General features: G+C 65.5%; 15 protein-coding genes and 3 tRNA genes. 4 read left to right on the top strand and 14 right to left on the bottom strand.

Annotation, left to right across the window (positions count from 1 at the left end):
- Positions 1 to 65: 65 nt before the first annotated feature.
- The 3 genes from pyrH to rpsB all read right to left on the bottom strand — a co-directional run bounded on the left by pyrH (position 66) and on the right by rpsB (position 2,835).
- Positions 66 to 803, bottom strand: coding sequence for a UMP kinase (pyrH, locus tag AB0N24_RS03500; RefSeq protein WP_364120449.1), 738 nt, complete (start codon positions 801 to 803; stop codon positions 66 to 68).
- 147 nt (positions 804 to 950) lie between these two features.
- Positions 951 to 1,787, bottom strand: coding sequence for a translation elongation factor Ts (gene tsf, locus AB0N24_RS03495; RefSeq protein ID WP_364120446.1), 837 nt, complete (start codon positions 1,785 to 1,787; stop codon positions 951 to 953).
- A 136-nt stretch (positions 1,788 to 1,923) separates the two neighbouring features.
- Positions 1,924 to 2,835: a 30S ribosomal protein S2 gene (gene rpsB, locus AB0N24_RS03490; RefSeq protein WP_364120445.1), complete on the bottom strand. Its 912-nt coding sequence runs from the start codon at positions 2,833 to 2,835 to the stop codon at positions 1,924 to 1,926.
- A gap of 475 nt (positions 2,836 to 3,310) precedes the next feature.
- Here rpsB and AB0N24_RS03485 point away from each other — a divergent pair, with 475 nt between their 5' ends.
- A complete protein-coding gene (locus AB0N24_RS03485) occupies positions 3,311 to 3,838 on the top strand; it encodes a M23 family metallopeptidase (RefSeq protein WP_364120444.1) in 528 nt (175 codons plus the stop codon).
- Positions 3,839 to 3,848: 10 nt separating this feature from the next.
- Here AB0N24_RS03485 and AB0N24_RS03480 read toward each other — a convergent pair whose 3' ends face one another.
- From AB0N24_RS03480 to AB0N24_RS03455, 6 genes are all read right to left on the bottom strand, one after another.
- Entirely contained in the window at positions 3,849 to 5,039 is a 1,191-nt protein-coding gene (locus tag AB0N24_RS03480; protein WP_364120441.1) for an acyl-CoA dehydrogenase family protein, read from the bottom strand.
- Between the two features lie 265 nt (positions 5,040 to 5,304).
- A tRNA-Ile gene (locus AB0N24_RS03475) sits at positions 5,305 to 5,378 on the bottom strand.
- 167 nt (positions 5,379 to 5,545) lie between these two features.
- Positions 5,546 to 6,742, bottom strand: coding sequence for a glycosyltransferase (locus tag AB0N24_RS03470; RefSeq protein WP_364120438.1), 1,197 nt, complete (start codon positions 6,740 to 6,742; stop codon positions 5,546 to 5,548).
- A 108-nt stretch (positions 6,743 to 6,850) separates the two neighbouring features.
- A complete protein-coding gene (locus AB0N24_RS03465; RefSeq protein WP_364120436.1) occupies positions 6,851 to 7,756 on the bottom strand; it encodes a DMT family transporter in 906 nt (301 codons plus the stop codon).
- Positions 7,756 to 8,379, bottom strand: a complete 624-nt coding sequence (locus tag AB0N24_RS03460) for a CDP-alcohol phosphatidyltransferase family protein (protein WP_364120433.1) — start codon at positions 8,377 to 8,379, stop codon at positions 7,756 to 7,758. Before AB0N24_RS03460 ends, AB0N24_RS03465 begins: the two co-directional genes overlap by 1 nt.
- A gap of 81 nt (positions 8,380 to 8,460) precedes the next feature.
- Complete coding sequence (locus AB0N24_RS03455) at positions 8,461 to 9,318, bottom strand: phage holin family protein (protein ID WP_364120431.1); 858 nt, start codon at positions 9,316 to 9,318, stop codon at positions 8,461 to 8,463.
- Positions 9,319 to 9,502: 184 nt separating this feature from the next.
- On the opposite strand from AB0N24_RS03455, the gene AB0N24_RS03450 reads away from it, so the two are divergent.
- From AB0N24_RS03450 to AB0N24_RS03440, 3 genes are all read left to right on the top strand, one after another.
- The gene (locus AB0N24_RS03450) at positions 9,503 to 10,726 is read left to right on the top strand and encodes a multidrug effflux MFS transporter (protein WP_309977777.1); all 1,224 of its coding nucleotides are present in this window, start codon (positions 9,503 to 9,505) and stop codon (positions 10,724 to 10,726) included.
- Between the two features lie 64 nt (positions 10,727 to 10,790).
- Positions 10,791 to 10,970 carry a hypothetical protein gene (locus tag AB0N24_RS03445; RefSeq protein WP_364120428.1) on the top strand — a complete coding sequence of 60 codons (180 nt, stop codon included), beginning with the start codon at positions 10,791 to 10,793 and terminating at the stop codon, positions 10,968 to 10,970.
- 41 nt (positions 10,971 to 11,011) lie between these two features.
- A complete protein-coding gene (locus AB0N24_RS03440) occupies positions 11,012 to 11,419 on the top strand; it encodes a hypothetical protein (RefSeq protein WP_364120426.1) in 408 nt (135 codons plus the stop codon).
- A 56-nt stretch (positions 11,420 to 11,475) separates the two neighbouring features.
- Here AB0N24_RS03440 and AB0N24_RS03435 read toward each other — a convergent pair.
- From AB0N24_RS03435 to dusB, 5 genes are all read right to left on the bottom strand, one after another.
- A tRNA-Asn gene (locus AB0N24_RS03435) sits at positions 11,476 to 11,548 on the bottom strand.
- A gap of 126 nt (positions 11,549 to 11,674) precedes the next feature.
- A tRNA-Asn gene (locus AB0N24_RS03430) sits at positions 11,675 to 11,747 on the bottom strand.
- 56 nt (positions 11,748 to 11,803) lie between these two features.
- On the bottom strand, positions 11,804 to 13,711 hold the full coding sequence (gene dnaG, locus AB0N24_RS03425) for a DNA primase (protein WP_364120423.1): 1,908 nt from the start codon (positions 13,709 to 13,711) through the stop codon (positions 11,804 to 11,806).
- Between the two features lie 73 nt (positions 13,712 to 13,784).
- The gene (locus AB0N24_RS03420) at positions 13,785 to 15,074 is read right to left on the bottom strand and encodes a deoxyguanosinetriphosphate triphosphohydrolase (protein ID WP_104172583.1); all 1,290 of its coding nucleotides are present in this window, start codon (positions 15,072 to 15,074) and stop codon (positions 13,785 to 13,787) included.
- Positions 15,067 to 16,248, bottom strand: coding sequence for a tRNA dihydrouridine synthase DusB (gene dusB, locus AB0N24_RS03415; protein ID WP_364120420.1), 1,182 nt, complete (start codon positions 16,246 to 16,248; stop codon positions 15,067 to 15,069). Before dusB ends, AB0N24_RS03420 begins: the two co-directional genes overlap by 8 nt.
- Positions 16,249 to 16,280 lie beyond the last annotated feature (32 nt).

Raw genomic sequence — 16,280 nt, 5'->3', positions numbered from 1 at the left:
ACGGTACGTTCCGTCTTTGCGGCCTGCCCACCGGGCAGGCCTTCCTCAAATCATCCTAGCTGTTGCTAAGGGGTGACTACGGTGCCCAGCTGCTCGCCGCGGATGGCCCGGGTCACGTTGCCTTCGCCTTCCATGCCGAACACCACCATGGTGAGGTTGTTGTCCTTGCACATGGTCATGGCCGTCTGGTCCATCACGCGGATGTCGCGGCGCAGGGCATCGTCATAGCTGAGGTGGTCCAGCTTTTCGGCGCTGGGGTCCTTCTTGGGGTCGGCGGTGTAGACGCCGTCCACTCCGCTCTTTGCCATCAGCACGACGTCGGCATGGACTTCCAGCGCACGCTGGGCAGCAACGGTGTCGGTGGAGAAATACGGCAGTCCGGCGCCAGCGCCGAAGATCACGACGCGGTTCTTTTCCATGTGGCGGATGGCGCGGCGGGGAATGTACGCCTCGGCCACCTGGCCCATGGTGATGGCGCTCTGCACGCGGGTCTCGACGCCGGCCTGTTCCAGGAAGTCCTGGAGCGCGAGGCAGTTCATCACGGTACCCAGCATGCCCATGTAGTCGGCACGGGAGCGGTCCATGCCGCTCTGCGACAGTTCGGCACCGCGGAAGAAGTTGCCGCCGCCTACGACGATCGCAACCTCGACCTCGGGAACGGCTGCGGCGATCTGCTTGGCGACCCCGCGGACGGTATCAGGGTCCACGCCCAGCTTTCCGCCGCCGAAGACCTCGCCGGACAGTTTCAGGAGGACGCGACGCCGGCTCTTCTCTGACTGGACAGAATTGTTGACGGTTTCCATGGTGCCTTCCCGTAAATGAGCTCTGAGCTAGGTTATCGTGCCGGATGGCCAAAGGTGTCATTTCCCCGGCCCGTACGTGCAGCCCTGAGGCTGCGATTGCATGCAAAAGGGGCGGCCACCGAAGTGACCACCCCTTTGCGTGTCTAACTAGGAACCGACGCGGAAACGCGCGAAGGCCGTAGCCTTGACGCCGGCCTCGTCGAGGATCTGCGCCACAGACTTCTTGGCGTCCTTGGCGAATGCCTGGTCAACCAGCACCTCGCCCTTGTAGAAGCCCGTAACACGGCCTTCCACAATCTTGGTCATGGCTGCTTCGGGCTTGCCCTCAGCCTTGGCCGTTTCCTCGGCGATGCGGCGCTCGGACTCAACGAGCTCAGCCGGAACGTCTTCGCGGGTCAGGTAGTTCGGAGCCATTGCGGCAACGTGGACAGCAACGTCGTGTGCTGCGGTTGCGGCTGCGTCGCCATCGCCCTCAACGGCGAACAGGACGCCGACCTGGGCCGGGAGGTCCTTGGAGGTCTTGTGCAGGTAGGCGTCGACAGTGCCGCCCTCGATGCGGGCAATACGGCGGACAACAACCTTTTCGCCGAGGATTGCGCCCTCTTCGACAACAACCTCGGACAGCGGCTTGCCGTCAACCTCGGTGGCCAGCAGGGTTTCGATGTCGGCAGCGCCGGACTCAACCGCGATGGCCAGGACCTTGTCGGCGAGCTGGATGAACTTGTCAGCCTTTGCCACGAAGTCGGTCTCGCAGTTGACTTCGATCATCACGCCAACGCCGCCGTCAACCTTGGCAGCAACCAGGCCTTCCGCGGTGGAGCGGCCTTCACGCTTGGTAGCGCCCTTCAGGCCCTTGATGCGGATGATCTCGATGGCCTTTTCGGCGTCACCGTTGGCTTCGTCAAGAGCCTTCTTGACATCCATCATGCCGGCGCCAGTGCGCTCACGCAGAGCCTTGATATCAGCGGCAGTGTAGTTCGCCATGTGAACCCCTCTGTCTAGAAATTTTGTGTGGTGTACGGACTGACAGGACGGCAGCTCACCGAGTGAGCGGCCATCCTGTCAGAAAACCCCCGGCACTGCGGACAGTGCCGGGGATGGTCCAGATTTACTTGTCTGCCTACTTGGCAGCGTCGGCTTCGCCGGTGGCGGCTTCGGTTGCCTCGGCAGCTGCCGGGGCTTCCTCTGCAGCTGCGGGAGCTTCTTCAGCGGCAGGCGCTTCTTCAGCAGCCGGAGCTTCTGCGGCGGCGGGAGCTTCTTCAGACTTGCTGCCTTCGAGGAGCTCGCGCTCCCACTCGGCCAGCGGCTCTTCCGGAGCTTCCGTGGTGCCGGTTGCGCGCTGGTTACGGGCGATCAGGCCCTCGGCAACAGCGTCAGCAACAACGCGGGTCAGCAGGTTGACGGAGCGGATGGCGTCGTCGTTGCCCGGGATCGGGAAGTCGACTTCGTCCGGATCGCAGTTGGTGTCCAGGATGGCAACAACCGGGATGTTCAGCTTCTTGGCCTCGTCAACGGCGAGGTGTTCCTTCTTGGTGTCCACGATCCAGAGCACGGAAGGTGCCTTGGTCAGGTTGCGGATACCGCCGAGGTTGGTCTCGAGCTTGGTGAGTTCACGGCGAAGGAGCAGCAGTTCCTTCTTGGTGTACGCCGAGCCGGCGACGTCGTCGAAGTCGATCTCTTCGAGTTCCTTCATGCGCTGGATACGCTTGGAGACCGTCTGGAAGTTGGTCAGCATACCGCCGAGCCAACGCTGGTTGACGTACGGCTGGCCAACGCGGGTGGCCTGCTCGGCGATGGATTCCTGCGCCTGCTTCTTGGTACCGACGAAGAGAACGGTGCCGCCGTGTGCAACGGTGGCCTTCACGAACTCGTACGCACGGTCGATGTAGGACAGCGACTGCTGCAGGTCAATGATGTAGATGCCGTTGCGCTCCGTAAAGATGAATCGCTTCATCTTCGGGTTCCAACGACGGGTCTGGTGTCCAAAGTGGACGCCGCTGTCAAGCAGCTGGCGCATAGTTACGACGGGCATGCCGACGCTCCTTCCGGCAGGTCATTCATGAGAGAACCCAAGGCTCTCTTACCCTGCCAATAGTTGACGGTTGATTTAGCTTCGCCCAGGCAGGCGTTGCTCCTGGCATCCACTGCGCTTCCCATCCGGGCCATAGGGCACGGACCGCAGGAGGCACAGTCCTTCGCAGCGGAAGTTTTGGCTTCGTATGAGGAGGGCTGGATACGCGTAGTCAGCCGCTGCTCCCCCACACCTCTGAATGAGACGTGCTGACTAGAACGGCCTGGAGGACCAAGCGACCCGAAAGTACTTGAACCGCCGGCCGGGCATCGTTGAGGGCACAGCAAACTGCTCCGTCAAGTGTACTACAGCGGCCCCGCCGGATCGGACCATTTCCGGACCCGCCGCCCTGCCATTTTCCGGACTCTTTTCCGGCTTGTCCACATAACGCTGCGCGCCCCTGTCAGCGAATGCGCGGCGCAGGCAGGCTGAGGGGATGAAAGCCCGGATCCTGTTGGCAACCCTTGTACTGGCCGCGTCCGCGACGGCCCCGGTTTCCGAAGCCGGCTCCAGCGCGGCGGCCGGACCCTCCGCCGCTCCTACGGCGGGCTGGAGCTGGCCCGTGACGCCCAGGCCGGCAGTGCTCCGCGCGTTCGACCCGCCGGACAAGCCGTGGATGAGCGGGCACCGCGGCGTGGATCTCCGGGCGTCGGCCGACGGCGCCCCGGTCACCGCACCCGAGTCGGGAACCGTCAGCTTCGTGGGGATGGTGGTGGACCGTCCGGTGATCACCATCGATCACGGCAACGGGCTCCGCAGCAGTTTCGAGCCGGTGAAAAGCGGCCTGGCGGCCGGCGCCACCGTGTCGAAGGGGGACATCCTCGGGACGGTGCTGCCGGGCCACTGCGCCGCGACGCCGTGCGTGCACTGGGGCGTGCGGCGGGGCGAGGAATACATCAATCCGCTGTCCCTGGTGACAGACCTGCGGCCCTCCATCCTGCTTCCCCTGCTGGTGCCGGGATGAGGATGAAGAGCTAGACGATTGCCGAAATACCGGTGATCGCGCGGCCCGTCACCAGGGTGTTGATCTCGTGCGTGCCTTCGTAGGAGTAGATGGCTTCGGCATCCGAGAAGATCTTGGCCATCTCGAAGTCCGTGACGATGCCGTTGCCGCCCAGGAGGCTGCGGCCGATAGCCACGCTTTCGCGCATTCTGGCCGTCGTGAAGGCCTTGGCGAGGGCGGACTGCTCGTCCTTGGCTTCGCCCGCGTCTTCAAGCTGCGACAGGCGGACCATCATGCCCATCGAGCTGACGGCGTTGCCGAGGATCTGCACGAGCTGGTTCTGGACCAGCTGGAAGGAGGCGATGGGCCGGCCGAACTGGCTGCGCTCCACCGTGTAGCGCCGGGCGACGTCGAAGGCTGCGAGCTGCTGGCCGACGGCCTGCCAGGCCACGGCGAGCCGGGTGACCTTCAGGACCTTGTTGGTGTCCCGGAAGCTGTTGGCGTTGGCGAGCTTGAAGAAGTCCGGCACCACGACGTTCTCGAGCGTGATGTCGGCGTTCTGGACGGTGCGCAGAGAGATCTTGTTTTCGATCTTCGTGGCGCTGTAGCCCTCGGTCGCCGTATCCACGAGGAAGCCCTTGACCTGGTTGTCGGCGAGGTCGCGGGCGTAGATGACCACCCAGTCGGAGAACGTCGCGTTGCCGATCCAGCGCTTGGCGCCATTGAGGATCCAGCTGTCACCCTCGCGGCGGGCCGTGGTGCGGGTGCCGCCGGCGACATCGGAGCCGCCGAGCGGCTCGGTGAGGCCGAAGGCGCCGATCTTCCGAAGCGAGTAGATATCCGGCAGCCATGCCTCCTGCTGCTCCTGCGAGGCGAGGGCCTCGATGGACCCGGTGAACAGACCGTCATGGACGCCCATGAACGTGGCGATGGACGTGTCCGAGCGGGTGACCTCGGCGTGCAGGATGCCGGCGAAAAGGTTGGAGTAGCCCTGGCGCCGAACGGGGCTGACGAGGTCGATCTCCGCCAGCTTCGGAATCAGGTCCATCGGGAACTCGCCGCGGTTCCAGCAGTCGACCGCGATCGGCTTGACCTCGCGCGCCAGGAACTCCCGGACCTCGGCCAGCCGGTCCCCCTCTTTGCCGCTGAGTAGCTGCTCGAAGGCAAAGAAGTCGCCGTCGGCGTACGGCAGGTTGTTGATGTCGATTGCAGCTTTGGACATGTTGTTCCTTCACGTGTGATCAGCAGCGACCAAAGGGTCCCAGGCTTCGAGCCAGCATAAGTTACTCACGAGTAACATACCGCAGCGGAAGAGGCCGGGCAAGCGGCACGGGGCTTTTTGCGGCAAAAGAAAAAGGAGCCGCAGCCGATGTCTGAACATCGGCCGCGGCTCCTTGGCACAGGCTCCTTGGCACAGGCCGTCTTGGCCCTGGCGCTCCTGGTACAGGTTTCCTCCCCCGCCGGGAGGGCGGAGGCGGGAAGTTTCGTAGGGCTACTCGGACTTGAACCGAGGACCTTAGGATTATGAGTCCCGCGCTCTAACCAGCTGAGCTATAGCCCCGTGCGCCCCACGGACTGCCGGCTCCGCAGGGAGCCTCCGCAGTTCCGGGGCAAAAACACTCTAGCAATAGTAATCGCCTGTTACGCGCACCAGCACCCCGGCGCTGCGGCACGCTCGGATTAGACGCCTGCGATTGCATCCCTTTGCGGTTGCACAGCTTGGGAAAATTACACCACTTTGTCGTCGTAGCTGGCGCCGTAGTAGAGGTCCTCGAACGTCTGCAGCGTCCCCTGGATGCTGTGCGGCTCCACCATGCAGCGGCTGGCCTTGCCCATCGTCGCAAGCTCCTCGGCCGGAAGCTGAAGCACGCGGGTGATCTTGGCGGCAAGGTCGTCGCTGTCGTTGGGGGTGAAGAGGTAGCCGTTCTCTCCGTCACGCACCAGGTGCGGCAGCGCCATCGCATCCGCCAGAAGCACCGGGGTGGAGGCGGACATGGCCTCCAGCGTGACCAGGGACTGGAGCTCGGCCGTTCCTGGCATGCAGAACAGGTCCGCCTTGATATAGGCCTCACGCAGTTCGGCATCGCTGGCCAGGCCCAGGAACTTCACCCGGGACTCAAGCCCCAGCCGCACCACCTGGGACTCGAGGGCGGCCCGTACTTCGCCACCGCCCACGATCTCCAGGTGCACGTTTAATTCGGCCGGGGTTTTCGCGACGGCATCGATGAGGATGTTGACGTGCTTTTCCTCGGCGAGACGGCCTGCGAAAAGCACGGTGGGGTGCGGGTGCCGACTAATCACTTCGCCGTCCCGGAGCTCATAGGCAGCGGAGTCGATGCCGTTGGAGAGCGGCAGGACCTTGCGCAGGAACGCATGCTGGTGCATCGCCTTGGCGGCAAGCGGCGTGGGGGTGGTGACGACGTCGGCTTTGCCCATCACCTTTCCCATGTCCTTCCAGGAGATGCGTCCCACGATGTCCTTGAACCACTGCGGGAACGGCAGGAACGGGTTGAGGTTCTCCGGCATGAAGTGGTTGGTGGCCACAATCCTGACGCCGCGCCGCTCGGCTTCGTAGAGCACGTGCTCGCCGATCATGTAGTGGCTCTGGATGTGCACCACGTCCGGCTTGACGCGGTCAAACAGAAGGCTGATCTCCTTCTTGATTTCCCAGGGGAAGGTGATCCGGAAGTACTCGTGCGTGGGCACGGAGTGCGAGCGGATCCGGTGCACGGTGCCTTCCGCGCGGAACTCGGTGAAGCTCTTGCCCTTGTCCGGCCGGCACGCGAGCACATGGACGTCGTGTCCGCGCGCAGTCATGCCTTTGGCCAGCCGGTATCCGAATTGTGCGGCTCCGTTGACGTGTGGCGGGTAGGTGTCCGCAGCAATCAGGATGGTGAGTGATTGCTGGCTGTCGGGCATGGTCACGTGGAGAGCTCCTGGTGGTCACGGTGCGGTCAGCACTGGCTGTAGCGGCCAGTTGTCCTTCGGCGCGGTGGCGCCGGGACTTCTGGTGAAGTCTGGATACAACTCGCCCTATGACACCCTTCCGGTGGCCTTGCGCGCGTCCTTCTTGCGCTTGGTCACTTCGGGATGGTGCCGCGAGAGGGCGATTACCCCCACGATAGCAAGGGAAGCGGCCGCCCCCATGGCAATCGCCAATACGGCGTGGACATCCGGCCGGAGTTCGCCAAGGATGGCGATACCGATGGCGATGCCCACAATGGGGTCGATGACGGTCAATCCGGCGATGACAAGGTCCGGCGGTCCGCCGGAGTAGGCCGACTGGACGAACCACGAGCCCAGGCCGCCGGCAGCCGCGATGGCCACCACGGAATACCACTGCACATTGAGCAGGGCCAGCCCGTTCGGATCGAGCAGGTGTTTGCCGATGATGCGGGTCAGCACCGCAACGAAGCCGAACAGCACGCCGGCACCGAGGATGTAGATGAAGGCACTCATGCGGTGCCTGAACACCACCGCCAGGGTGCCGAAGAGGCCCACGGCGAGGGTGAGCAGCAGCACGATGGTGAGTTCGTCGTCGAAACTCACGTGGTGGTTTTCCACCGTCGCGGTCACCGCCAGCAGGACAAACATCGCCGAGCCGGTGACGCAGGCTGAAATGGCCACCACGGTGGCCCGGTTGATGCTCAGGCCCTGGTCCTTGGCGTTGACCACCGTGGTGATGACCAAGGCGATCGCCCCAATGGGCTGCACCACCGTCAGCGGCGCCGATACGAGGGCCACGGCATTCATCGCCATTCCGACACAAAGCAGCAACAGCCCGAATACCCAGCGCGGATTCCGAAGCAGCCGAAGGAAGCCATGCGAGCTCAGCGCAAGGCCGCCGGTGTCCGCTTTGACCGCACTCCCCTGGCGCTGTGCGCCGATGGCCAGGCAAAAGGCGCCCAGCACCGCCAGGGAGACGGCAAGCCACACCATCAGCCCGGTCCGCCGTCGCCGGCGGCCCTGAGCCTGCCTTTGCGGATGATGGCCAGGAAGTAGTTGTAGCCGGCCACCCAGTGGCCCAGCAGCCCGAGGCCAAGGAAAATCCACGCCGCGGTGAAGTAGACCCCGGTCAGCGGAATAGGCAGTTTCGCGAGTACCAGCAGCGGGGTGCCCACGAGGAGGAGGGCGGTGCGGATTTTGCCGATGCGGCTGACGGGGAGGTCGGGGTGGCTGCGGAAGTAGTAAAGCGAAGCGGCCAACAGGATGGCATCCGGAACCACCAGGGCCGTCAGGTACCACCACTCCACGACGCCGGCAATCACCAGGGTGACCGCGACGGCAATGAGCGCCAGCCGGTCCGCTATCGGATCCATGATCCGGCCCAGCCGGGACGTTTGGTTGAAGCGGCGGGCAATGTATCCGTCCACCCAGTCCGTGCTGCCCATGATGACCAGCACCAGGGCGGCCAGGGCATACTCCTTCTGCGCCAAAACCAGCCAGATGAACACGGGAACACCCATGAACCGGAGGACCGTCAGGACGTTGGGGATGGTGAAGACGGCGTCACTGTCCACATGCCGCTGGCCCGGACGCTCGCCGGCGTTGATGAACTTCATCCCTAACCTCCTTCCGTTCCCGCTATGGCTGCGGGTAGTGCCCTGTCCTGGTAGTGGCCTGACCTGGTGGTGGCCGGGGCCCTACCCCTTCAGGAGCCTGCGGAGCAGGACAATGAAGACCGCGGCCGAGGCTGCCAGGGCCGCCAGCGGCTTCCAGCGCACTCCGGTCTGTCCCTCGTTGGCCCGGTTCAGGAAGCCGGACGCAGAGCGGCCGAGGGATTCGAACTGCTGGCCGGCGCGTTCCCTGCCGGTCTTCAGCTGGGCCTGGGTGGCGCCCAGGAGGATCCGGGCCTGGGTCTTGACGTCCAGTTCCTCGCCGAGCTCATCGCGGACGCCGGTCAGGTGGCGACGGCGTTTGTCCAGGCGGCTCCGCAGCTCGGCTTCCGTGGGGGCAGGTCCCAGGTCCGGCTTTGCCGCTTCCTTTGCTTCCTTCTCCGCTTTGTCCTTTGCCTTCTGCGCTTCCTTGGCCGCCTTGGCAGCCTTGGCCTGCTCGGAGGACGGATCCAGAATGGCCGGGTTGAAGTCCGAGCCTTCCTTCACGATGCCGAGATCGTGCTTGAGTCCGCGGATCGTGTCTTCGGGAACAAGGGGCATGGCCTTCTTGAATTTCCGCAGGCCGACCAGCGCGCCAATGAGGGCGATAACGAGGAAGACGGCGCACACCAGGAGGGCAGCCAGCCAGGCAGGCATGATGGTGGCGAGCCCCATGATCGCGGCAACGATGAGTCCCACGACGAGGAAGGCTACGAACACCAGTGCAACGGCGAAGAACGCGGCCGCCACCCCGACCTGGATTCCCTTGCGCTTGATCTCGATCTTCGCGAGGGCAATTTCGTCGTTGAGCTGCCTTGGCGCCAGCTTGGCAACCAGCCTCAGCGTTTTGGGCAGCGCCCCAATACTCAATCCGCCCTTGGTCCGCCCGCTGTGTCGTCCGCTCATAGATCCCGCCTAACTGGTTCCATCTTTGATTCGGATTCCGCTGGATTCCGGGGGCCTGCGCGGCTTCACACACTCCCCGCTGACAAAACTATCATTCAGGTTCGGGCCCTCCGTCGGGTAATAACACGTGGCGCGCCCTGCAACGCTGTAAAAGTATGATCTGAGGGCCATAGGATGGTTTTCTGTGAGCATCCCCGCCAATCCGGGCGACTCCCTGAGCCGCAACCGGAAACTCCTGTACATCCTCCTCCTCGGCGCCCTGACGGCCCTTGGCCCCTTTACGATCGACCTCTACCTCCCGGCCTTCCCCGCCCTCGAGGCCAGCCTCGGGGTGTCCGAAGCGGAGGTCCAGCTCACACTGACCGGCACCACCGTGGGCTTCGCCCTGGGCCAGCTGGTGGTGGGTCCGCTGAGCGACAAGTTCGGCAGGCGGCTTCCGCTGATCCTTGCCACCGCGCTGCACATCACCGCCTCAGTAGGCGCGGCGCTCTCCACGGACCTGGCAACGCTCGGACTCTTCCGGGTGCTGATGGGCATCGGCGCGGCCGGCGGCGGCGTGGTGGCCATGGCCATGGTCCGGGATCTTTTCAGCGGGTACGCCATGGTGCGGATGTTCTCCCGGATGGCACTGGTCAACGGCCTGGCCCCGATCCTGGCACCGGTCATTGGCTCCCAGCTGCTGCTGATCATGCCCTGGCCGGGCATCTTCTACTTCCTGGCCGGCTACGGCACGCTGGTGATCATCGCCGCCATCCTCCTGGTCCGCGAAACCCTCCCCCGCGAGCTCCGGGGCAAATCGGGCCTCACTGCAGGGCAGCGCTACAAGCTCCTCTTTTCGGACCGGATCTTCGTGGGCCTGCTGCTGCTTGGCGGCATGAACTTCGCCGGGCTCTTCGCGTACCTCTCCGCCTCCCCCTTCCTCTTCCAGGACGTCTACGGGTTCACGCCCCAGCAGTACGGCCTGCTCTTCGGCATCAACTCGCTGGGCATCGTGGCCGGCGTGCAGACCAGCTCCCGGGTGATCAGGCGGGTCCCGCCGCAGTGGATCCTGGCCTGCTCCACCGCGTGGATGTTCCTGATGGCCGTGCTGATCGTCGTTTTCGACCAGCTTGGCTTCGGACTCTGGGGCGTGATGGTGCCGCTCTGGTTCTACATCCTCGGCACTGGCTTCACATTCCCCTGTGTCCAGGTCCTTGCGCTGTCCAAGCACGGGGCACAGGCAGGAACGGCCGCGTCCCTGCTGGGCGCCGCCACCTTCATGATGGCCGGCATCGTGTCCCCCGTGGTGGGCTGGTTTGGCGACATCTCGGCAACCGTCATGGGCGGCGTCCAGGCCTCGAGCATCCTGCTGGCAGCGGCCGCCCTGTGGCTGGTGGTCCGGCCGCGCACCGTCCCGTCGATCCACTAGGATCCATCGATCCATTGGGGTTCCGCCATCCCTGGCCCCTGAAGGGTCCGGGTACGCTGAAGCCATGGCCAGGAAACCGCACCGCAACAGCAGGGGGCTGTTCCTCGGCGCCGTGATTGGCGCCGTCGCCGGGTATTTTGCCGGACGCGCCCTGGGGAACCCGGCCATGGGCATCCTTCTGGGTGCGATCGCCGGCTCGGCCCTGCTGTACCGGATCAATCCCGGGCCATGGAACCGGCACTAACGGCCCTGTTCCCGGAATTGAGCGCGCGATAAAGTTATTCTGTGCCCGACTGGCAGCACCATCAGCCTTTACCGGCCACGTGGCAGCGATGCGACGGCGGCATCCTACCCCTGTGGTGGGAACGCCTGTGCTCGCAGACCAGCGCCCAGTCGGCAGCCCTGTATGCGGCCGGTCTGTTCACTGAGGACCGGCGCCGTCCGATCGCCCAGTGGTTCAATCCCGCGTTCAACGCCGCGCTCCTGGTGGCCCCGGAAACGTCCCCTGAATGGCCTGTCCAGCGGTTCGGCATCTTCTACGCCCCACCGAACGGCGGCTTCACCAGGGTGCACTCCGCGCCGCATGAGTGGCACCCGCGGGAGCCGCGGAAGTCCCCCACCGAGGAGGAAGCGTTCCAGGCCGCCATTGCCGAGGCTGAGCGCTTCCTGCAGGTGGAGATGGACTTCGTCTAGCGCCCAAACAAAAAAGGCCCCGTGGCCAGCTGTTCGCCGGCCGCGGGGCCTGTCCGCTCCTCCTGCTGGACTTGAACCAGCAACCCTTCGATTAACAGTCGAATGCTCTGCCAATTGAGCTAAGGAGGAATGAAGCAGGTATGACCTTAGCAAAGGTTTTGCCCCAAAGGGAAATCGGCTGCCGCAGCGGCCCGAAATACCCCGCCCGGGTATAAAAAAGTCCCCGTCCCGGTGACCCGGAACGGGGACTGCGCGCTCCTCCTGCTGGACTTGAACCAGCAACCCTTCGATTAACAGTCGAATGCTCTGCCAATTGAGCTAAGGAGGAATGAAGCGGGTACTAGCCTAGCAAACACCCGCCCGGTAAGCGAAATTGAGTGGAAGCTAGGCGTCGGAACGCAGCGAACGGCGCTCCATTTCGAGCACCATCAGCTCCCGGTTCAGCCGCTGGAACTCTTCCGGATGGGCCGAGGCATCGAGGCGCTGCAACTGCCCCATCTTGTCCGCTTTGACCCTGGTGATCTGGAGTTCGAACAGCCGGGCCAGGATGTCACGGCAATACTTGAGCACACCTTCAGCATTGCTCGCCGGCAGCGGCACCACGGCAAGCTCCGAGACCAGCGGGCGGAGCGGTTCCGGTACCTCGTGCATCACCTGTTCAACCCACCGCACGGGATCAATGGTCAGGCCCGGCCCGGAGGCGCGCATGGCGTCGTGGACGGCCTGGTAGGCAGGGGTCCTGAACCCGGCCGCACTGAACCGGTCCCAGGTCTCTCCGGCGAGCATGGCGGGCTCCTGAAGCGCCACTTCCAGCGCCTGCCGCTCCATGGACGCCACCGGGTCCCGCGGATCCGGCCTGTTGAAGGACGGCACAACGCCCGACGCCGGCAACTCGGCGATGCCGGGAGTCGCGCCTGTGCGCTGCTGCCCCCCGCCCTGGCCTGCGGGCGATTCGCCCTGGGCGGCCCGCTTGGCAGCGACGGCTACGGCACGGCTGACCTCTTCGACGGGCATGCCGAGCCAGCCTGCAAGCTCGCGTGCGTAGGCGGGCCGGATTCCGGCGTCGCGGATCTGGGCCACCACCGGCGCCGACTCACGCAGCGCGGCGATGCGGCCCTCCACGGTGTCCAGGTTGTGGCGCTTGAGGGAGGCCCTGATGGCGAACTCAAACAGCGGCCGCCTGGTGCCTATCAGGTCCCGGACAGCGGCGTCCCCCTTGGCCTGGCGCAGCTCGCAGGGGTCGGCCCCGGTGGGCTCCACCGCGACGTAGGTCTGCGCCGTGAAGCGCTGGTCTTCCTCGAAGGCCCGCAGGGCGGCCTTCTGGCCTGCCGCGTCGCCGTCGAAGGTGAAGATGACCTCTCCCCCGGTGCCGTCGTCGGACAGCAGCCGCCGGGCGATCTTGATGTGGTCGGCGCCGAACGCGGTGCCGCAGGTGGCCACCGCCGTCGGAACTCCTGCCAGATGGCAGGCCATCACGTCGGTGTAGCCCTCCACCACCACCAGCTGGCGGTCCTTGGCGATGTTCCGTTTGGCGAGGTCGATGCCGTAGAGCACCTGGGACTTCTTGTAGAGCGTGGTTTCCGGGGTATTGAGGTACTTGGGGCCCTGGTCGTCCTCGTAGAGTTTACGGGCGCCAAAGCCGATGGTGTCGCCGGCGATGTCCCGGATAGGCCAGATCAGGCGCCCGCGGAACCGGTCGTAGATCCCGCGGTTGCCTTCGGAGAACATTCCCGTGAGCTTGAGCTCTGCGTCCGTGTAGCCGCGGCCGCGGAGGTGCTTGAGCAGTGCATCCCAGCCCTGCGGGGCGTAGCCGACGCCGAACTGCTCGGCGGCGGCGCGGTCAAAGCCGCGGCCGTGGAGGAAGTTGCGGCCTTCCGCGGCGCCGGGAGTCAGCAGTTGGGCACGGAAAAACTCGTCAGCCACTTTGTGGGCGTCCAGGAGTCGCTGGCGCTTGCCCACCTCTTCCCGGTTGGGACCGGTACCGCCGTCCTCGTACCGCAGTTCGAAGCCGATCCTGGCGGCCAGCTTTTCCACGGCTTCATGGAATGAGGAGTGGTCCAGCTTCTGGACGAAGGAGATGGCGTCGCCGTCCTCGCCACAGCCGAAGCAGTGGTACCGGCCCACCTGGGGGCGGACCGTGAACGACGGCGAGCGCTCGTCGTGGAAGGGGCACAGGCCCTTGAACGAGCCCAGGCCGGCGCCTTTGAGCGTCACGTAGCCATCGATGACTTCCTTGATGTCCGTGCGCTGGCGTACTTCGTCAATATCTTCGCGTTTGATCAGCCCAGCCACAGAGCCATCCTAGTCCCCGGGTGCGACACCGACGGCTGGCCCGGCGCCGGCGGGACGGCGGGTGCGTCCAATGTCACCACAGCGACGGCAGGCTGCCGACCAACCGCTCGTACATGGCCAGCGCCGAACCGTCGGTGAGCGACGCGACCTGGTCGATGACCACGCGAAGGCGGGCGCCGTCGTCGGCCGCGTCACGCCAGTCAGCGGCGAACATCGGCTCCAGGTGGCGGTCCCCGGTGGCGTTCAGCGCCGTCACCAGGGCGTGCAGGACCTCCCGCTGGCGCTCGTAGATCGGCTGGCGGTGCTCGGTGGTCATCACGAAAGTGGTGGCCAGGCCCTTCATGACTGCGATTTCCATCACGGTCTCGTCCGGCACCATCAGCTCGGCGTTGTACCGGGTCAGGTTTTCGGGGCCGTAGACGGTGCGGGTGGTTTCCAGTGCGCTCTGGCAGAACCTGCCGATCAGCTGGCTGGTCATGTCTTTCAGCGCCGCCATGGCCTTGCGGCTGCCGTCCGCTTCGCGCACCCAGACGTCGGTGGCCTCGAGCCGCGCCAGGGCGGCGTCGATGGCGGCGGGGTCGTTGTGGGGCAGGTACCACTGCTTGGCATACCCCACCACGCGGGCACGGTGGTCCGGGTTGTCCATCCAGCGCAGCTGGAAGTGCCCGGCCACGATGGCGTCCTCGACGTCGTGGACCGAGTAGGAGATGTCGTCGGCGAGGTCCATCACCTGGGCTTCCAGGCAGGACCGGCGCTCGGGGGCACCCTGGCGGAGCCAGTCGAAGATGGGCAGGTCATCCTCGTAGGCGCCGAACTTGCTGGTGCGCTGGCCGTGGATCACCGGGGCGTTCAGCGCGGACCACGGGTATTTGGCGGCCGCGTCCAGGCTGGCGCGGGTGAGGTTCAGCCCGGCCGGCGTTCCGTCCGCGGCCAGTACCTTCGGCTCGAGCCGGGACAGCAGCCGGAGTGTCTGGGCGTTGCCCTCGAAACCGCCGATGCCGTGCGCCATTTCGTTCAGCGCGGATTCGCCGTTGTGCCCGAACGGCGGGTGGCCGAGGTCGTGGCTGAGGCAGGCGGTGTCCACGACGTCGGGATCGCAGCCGAGCGTCCGCCCCAGTTCGCGGCCAACCTGGGCCACTTCCAGGCTGTGCGTGAGCCGGGTGCGGACGAAGTCGTCGGTGTCCGGGGCAACAACCTGGGTTTTGGCGCCGAGCCTGCGCAGCGCGGACGAGTGCAGGACCCGTGCCCGGTCCCGTTCAAAGTCGGAGCGGTACGTGGTCTTGGGCGGTTCCTCCACCCAGCGGGCGGAGTCGTGGGCGTCGTAGCCCGGCAGAACGGGTGCTGCAGTGCGTGTTTCAGCCACCTGACACGTCCAGTTCCGCGGCGGCGATGTCGCGGGTCTGGTCAGCGTCCATCTGCCGGCTGAGCAGCCAGTCCTTGGGCAGCGCGGGCTTCTTGGGGGAACCGGCACGGCCGCGGGGGCCCTCGGAATCGACGCCCGGGTACGGCAGGTCCATGTCCAGCTGGTCCAGGAGTTCGCGCAGGACCTCCAGGGTGGGAACGGTGGCGAGTTTGGCGCGGAGCTCGCCGCCCACCACGTAGCCCTTGAAGTACCAGGCCATGTGCTTGCGGATTTCCCGCAGGGCCTTGTACTCGTCATTGCCAAAGGTTTCGATCATGAGCTGGGCGTGGCGGTAGACGCCGTCGGCCACCTCGCGCAGGCCCGGGCGGTGGCGGTGGTCGCTGCCTTCGAACGCGGCCTGCAGGTCACCGAAGAGCCAGGGACGGCCCTGGCAGCCGCGGCCGATCACCACGCCGTCCACTCCGGTCTCGCGGACCATGCGCACGGCGTCCTCGGCGGACCAGATGTCGCCGTTGCCCAGCACCGGCACATCCGGCAGTGCTTCACGCAGCCGGGCGATCGCGGACCAGTCGGCCTGGCCGGAATAGAACTGCGAGGCCGTACGGCCGTGAAGCGCGACGGCGGCGACTCCGGAATCGCGGGCGATCCGGCCCGCGTCGAGGTACGTCAGGTGGTCCTCGTCGATGCCCTTGCGCATTTTGATGGTCAGCGGGATGCCGCCCTTGGAGGCCTCCCGGACCGCCGTCTGGACGATGGAGGTGAACAGGTCGATCTTCCACGGCAGGGCCGACCCGCCGCCCCGGCGGGTCACCTTGGGCACCGGGCAGCCGAAGTTGAGGTCGATGTGGTCCGCCCGGTCCTCGTCGACGAGCATCCGGACGGCCTGGCCGACGGTCACGGGGTCCACGCCGTACAGCTGGACGGACCGCACCTTCTCGTCGGGGTCGTGGGAGATGATCCGCAGGGATTCGGGGGTGCGCTCCACCAGCGCACGGGAAGTGACCATCTCCGCAACGTACAGGCCGCCGCCGTATTCGCGGCATAGCCTGCGGAATGCGGTATTGGTGATTCCGGCCATGGGCGCCAGCACCACGGGTGTGTCCACCGTGATGGGGCCGAGCTTCAGGGGCGGGAGTTCCAGCTTGGGGGCGGGAGGCGTTGCTACAACAGTCACCCGTTCATTGTCTCAAAGCCGGGCAAATCGGC

The sequence above is a fragment of the Arthrobacter sp. NPDC093128 genome, from assembly GCF_040683875.1.
Lineage (GTDB): Bacteria > Actinomycetota > Actinomycetes > Actinomycetales > Micrococcaceae > Arthrobacter.
This window is presented reverse-complemented; position numbering and strand designations above follow the sequence as displayed.

What these genes read in the sequence shown, in the direction of transcription:
- AB0N24_RS03455 (WP_364120431.1), bottom strand. Translation starts at nt 9,318, where the DNA reads ATGAGCGGACGACACAGCGGGCGGACCAAGGGCGGATTGAGTATTGGG.
- AB0N24_RS03445 (WP_364120428.1), top strand. Translation starts at nt 10,791, where the DNA reads ATGGCCAGGAAACCGCACCGCAACAGCAGGGGGCTGTTCCTCGGCGCC.
- tsf (WP_364120446.1), bottom strand. Translation starts at nt 1,787, where the DNA reads ATGGCGAACTACACTGCCGCTGATATCAAGGCTCTGCGTGAGCGCACT.
- AB0N24_RS03465 (WP_364120436.1), bottom strand. Translation starts at nt 7,756, where the DNA reads ATGGTGTGGCTTGCCGTCTCCCTGGCGGTGCTGGGCGCCTTTTGCCTG.
- AB0N24_RS03485 (WP_364120444.1), top strand. Translation starts at nt 3,311, where the DNA reads ATGAAAGCCCGGATCCTGTTGGCAACCCTTGTACTGGCCGCGTCCGCG.
- AB0N24_RS03480 (WP_364120441.1), bottom strand. Translation starts at nt 5,039, where the DNA reads ATGTCCAAAGCTGCAATCGACATCAACAACCTGCCGTACGCCGACGGC.
- pyrH (WP_364120449.1), bottom strand. Translation starts at nt 803, where the DNA reads ATGGAAACCGTCAACAATTCTGTCCAGTCAGAGAAGAGCCGGCGTCGC.
- rpsB (WP_364120445.1), bottom strand. Translation starts at nt 2,835, where the DNA reads ATGCCCGTCGTAACTATGCGCCAGCTGCTTGACAGCGGCGTCCACTTT.
- AB0N24_RS03460 (WP_364120433.1), bottom strand. Translation starts at nt 8,379, where the DNA reads ATGAAGTTCATCAACGCCGGCGAGCGTCCGGGCCAGCGGCATGTGGAC.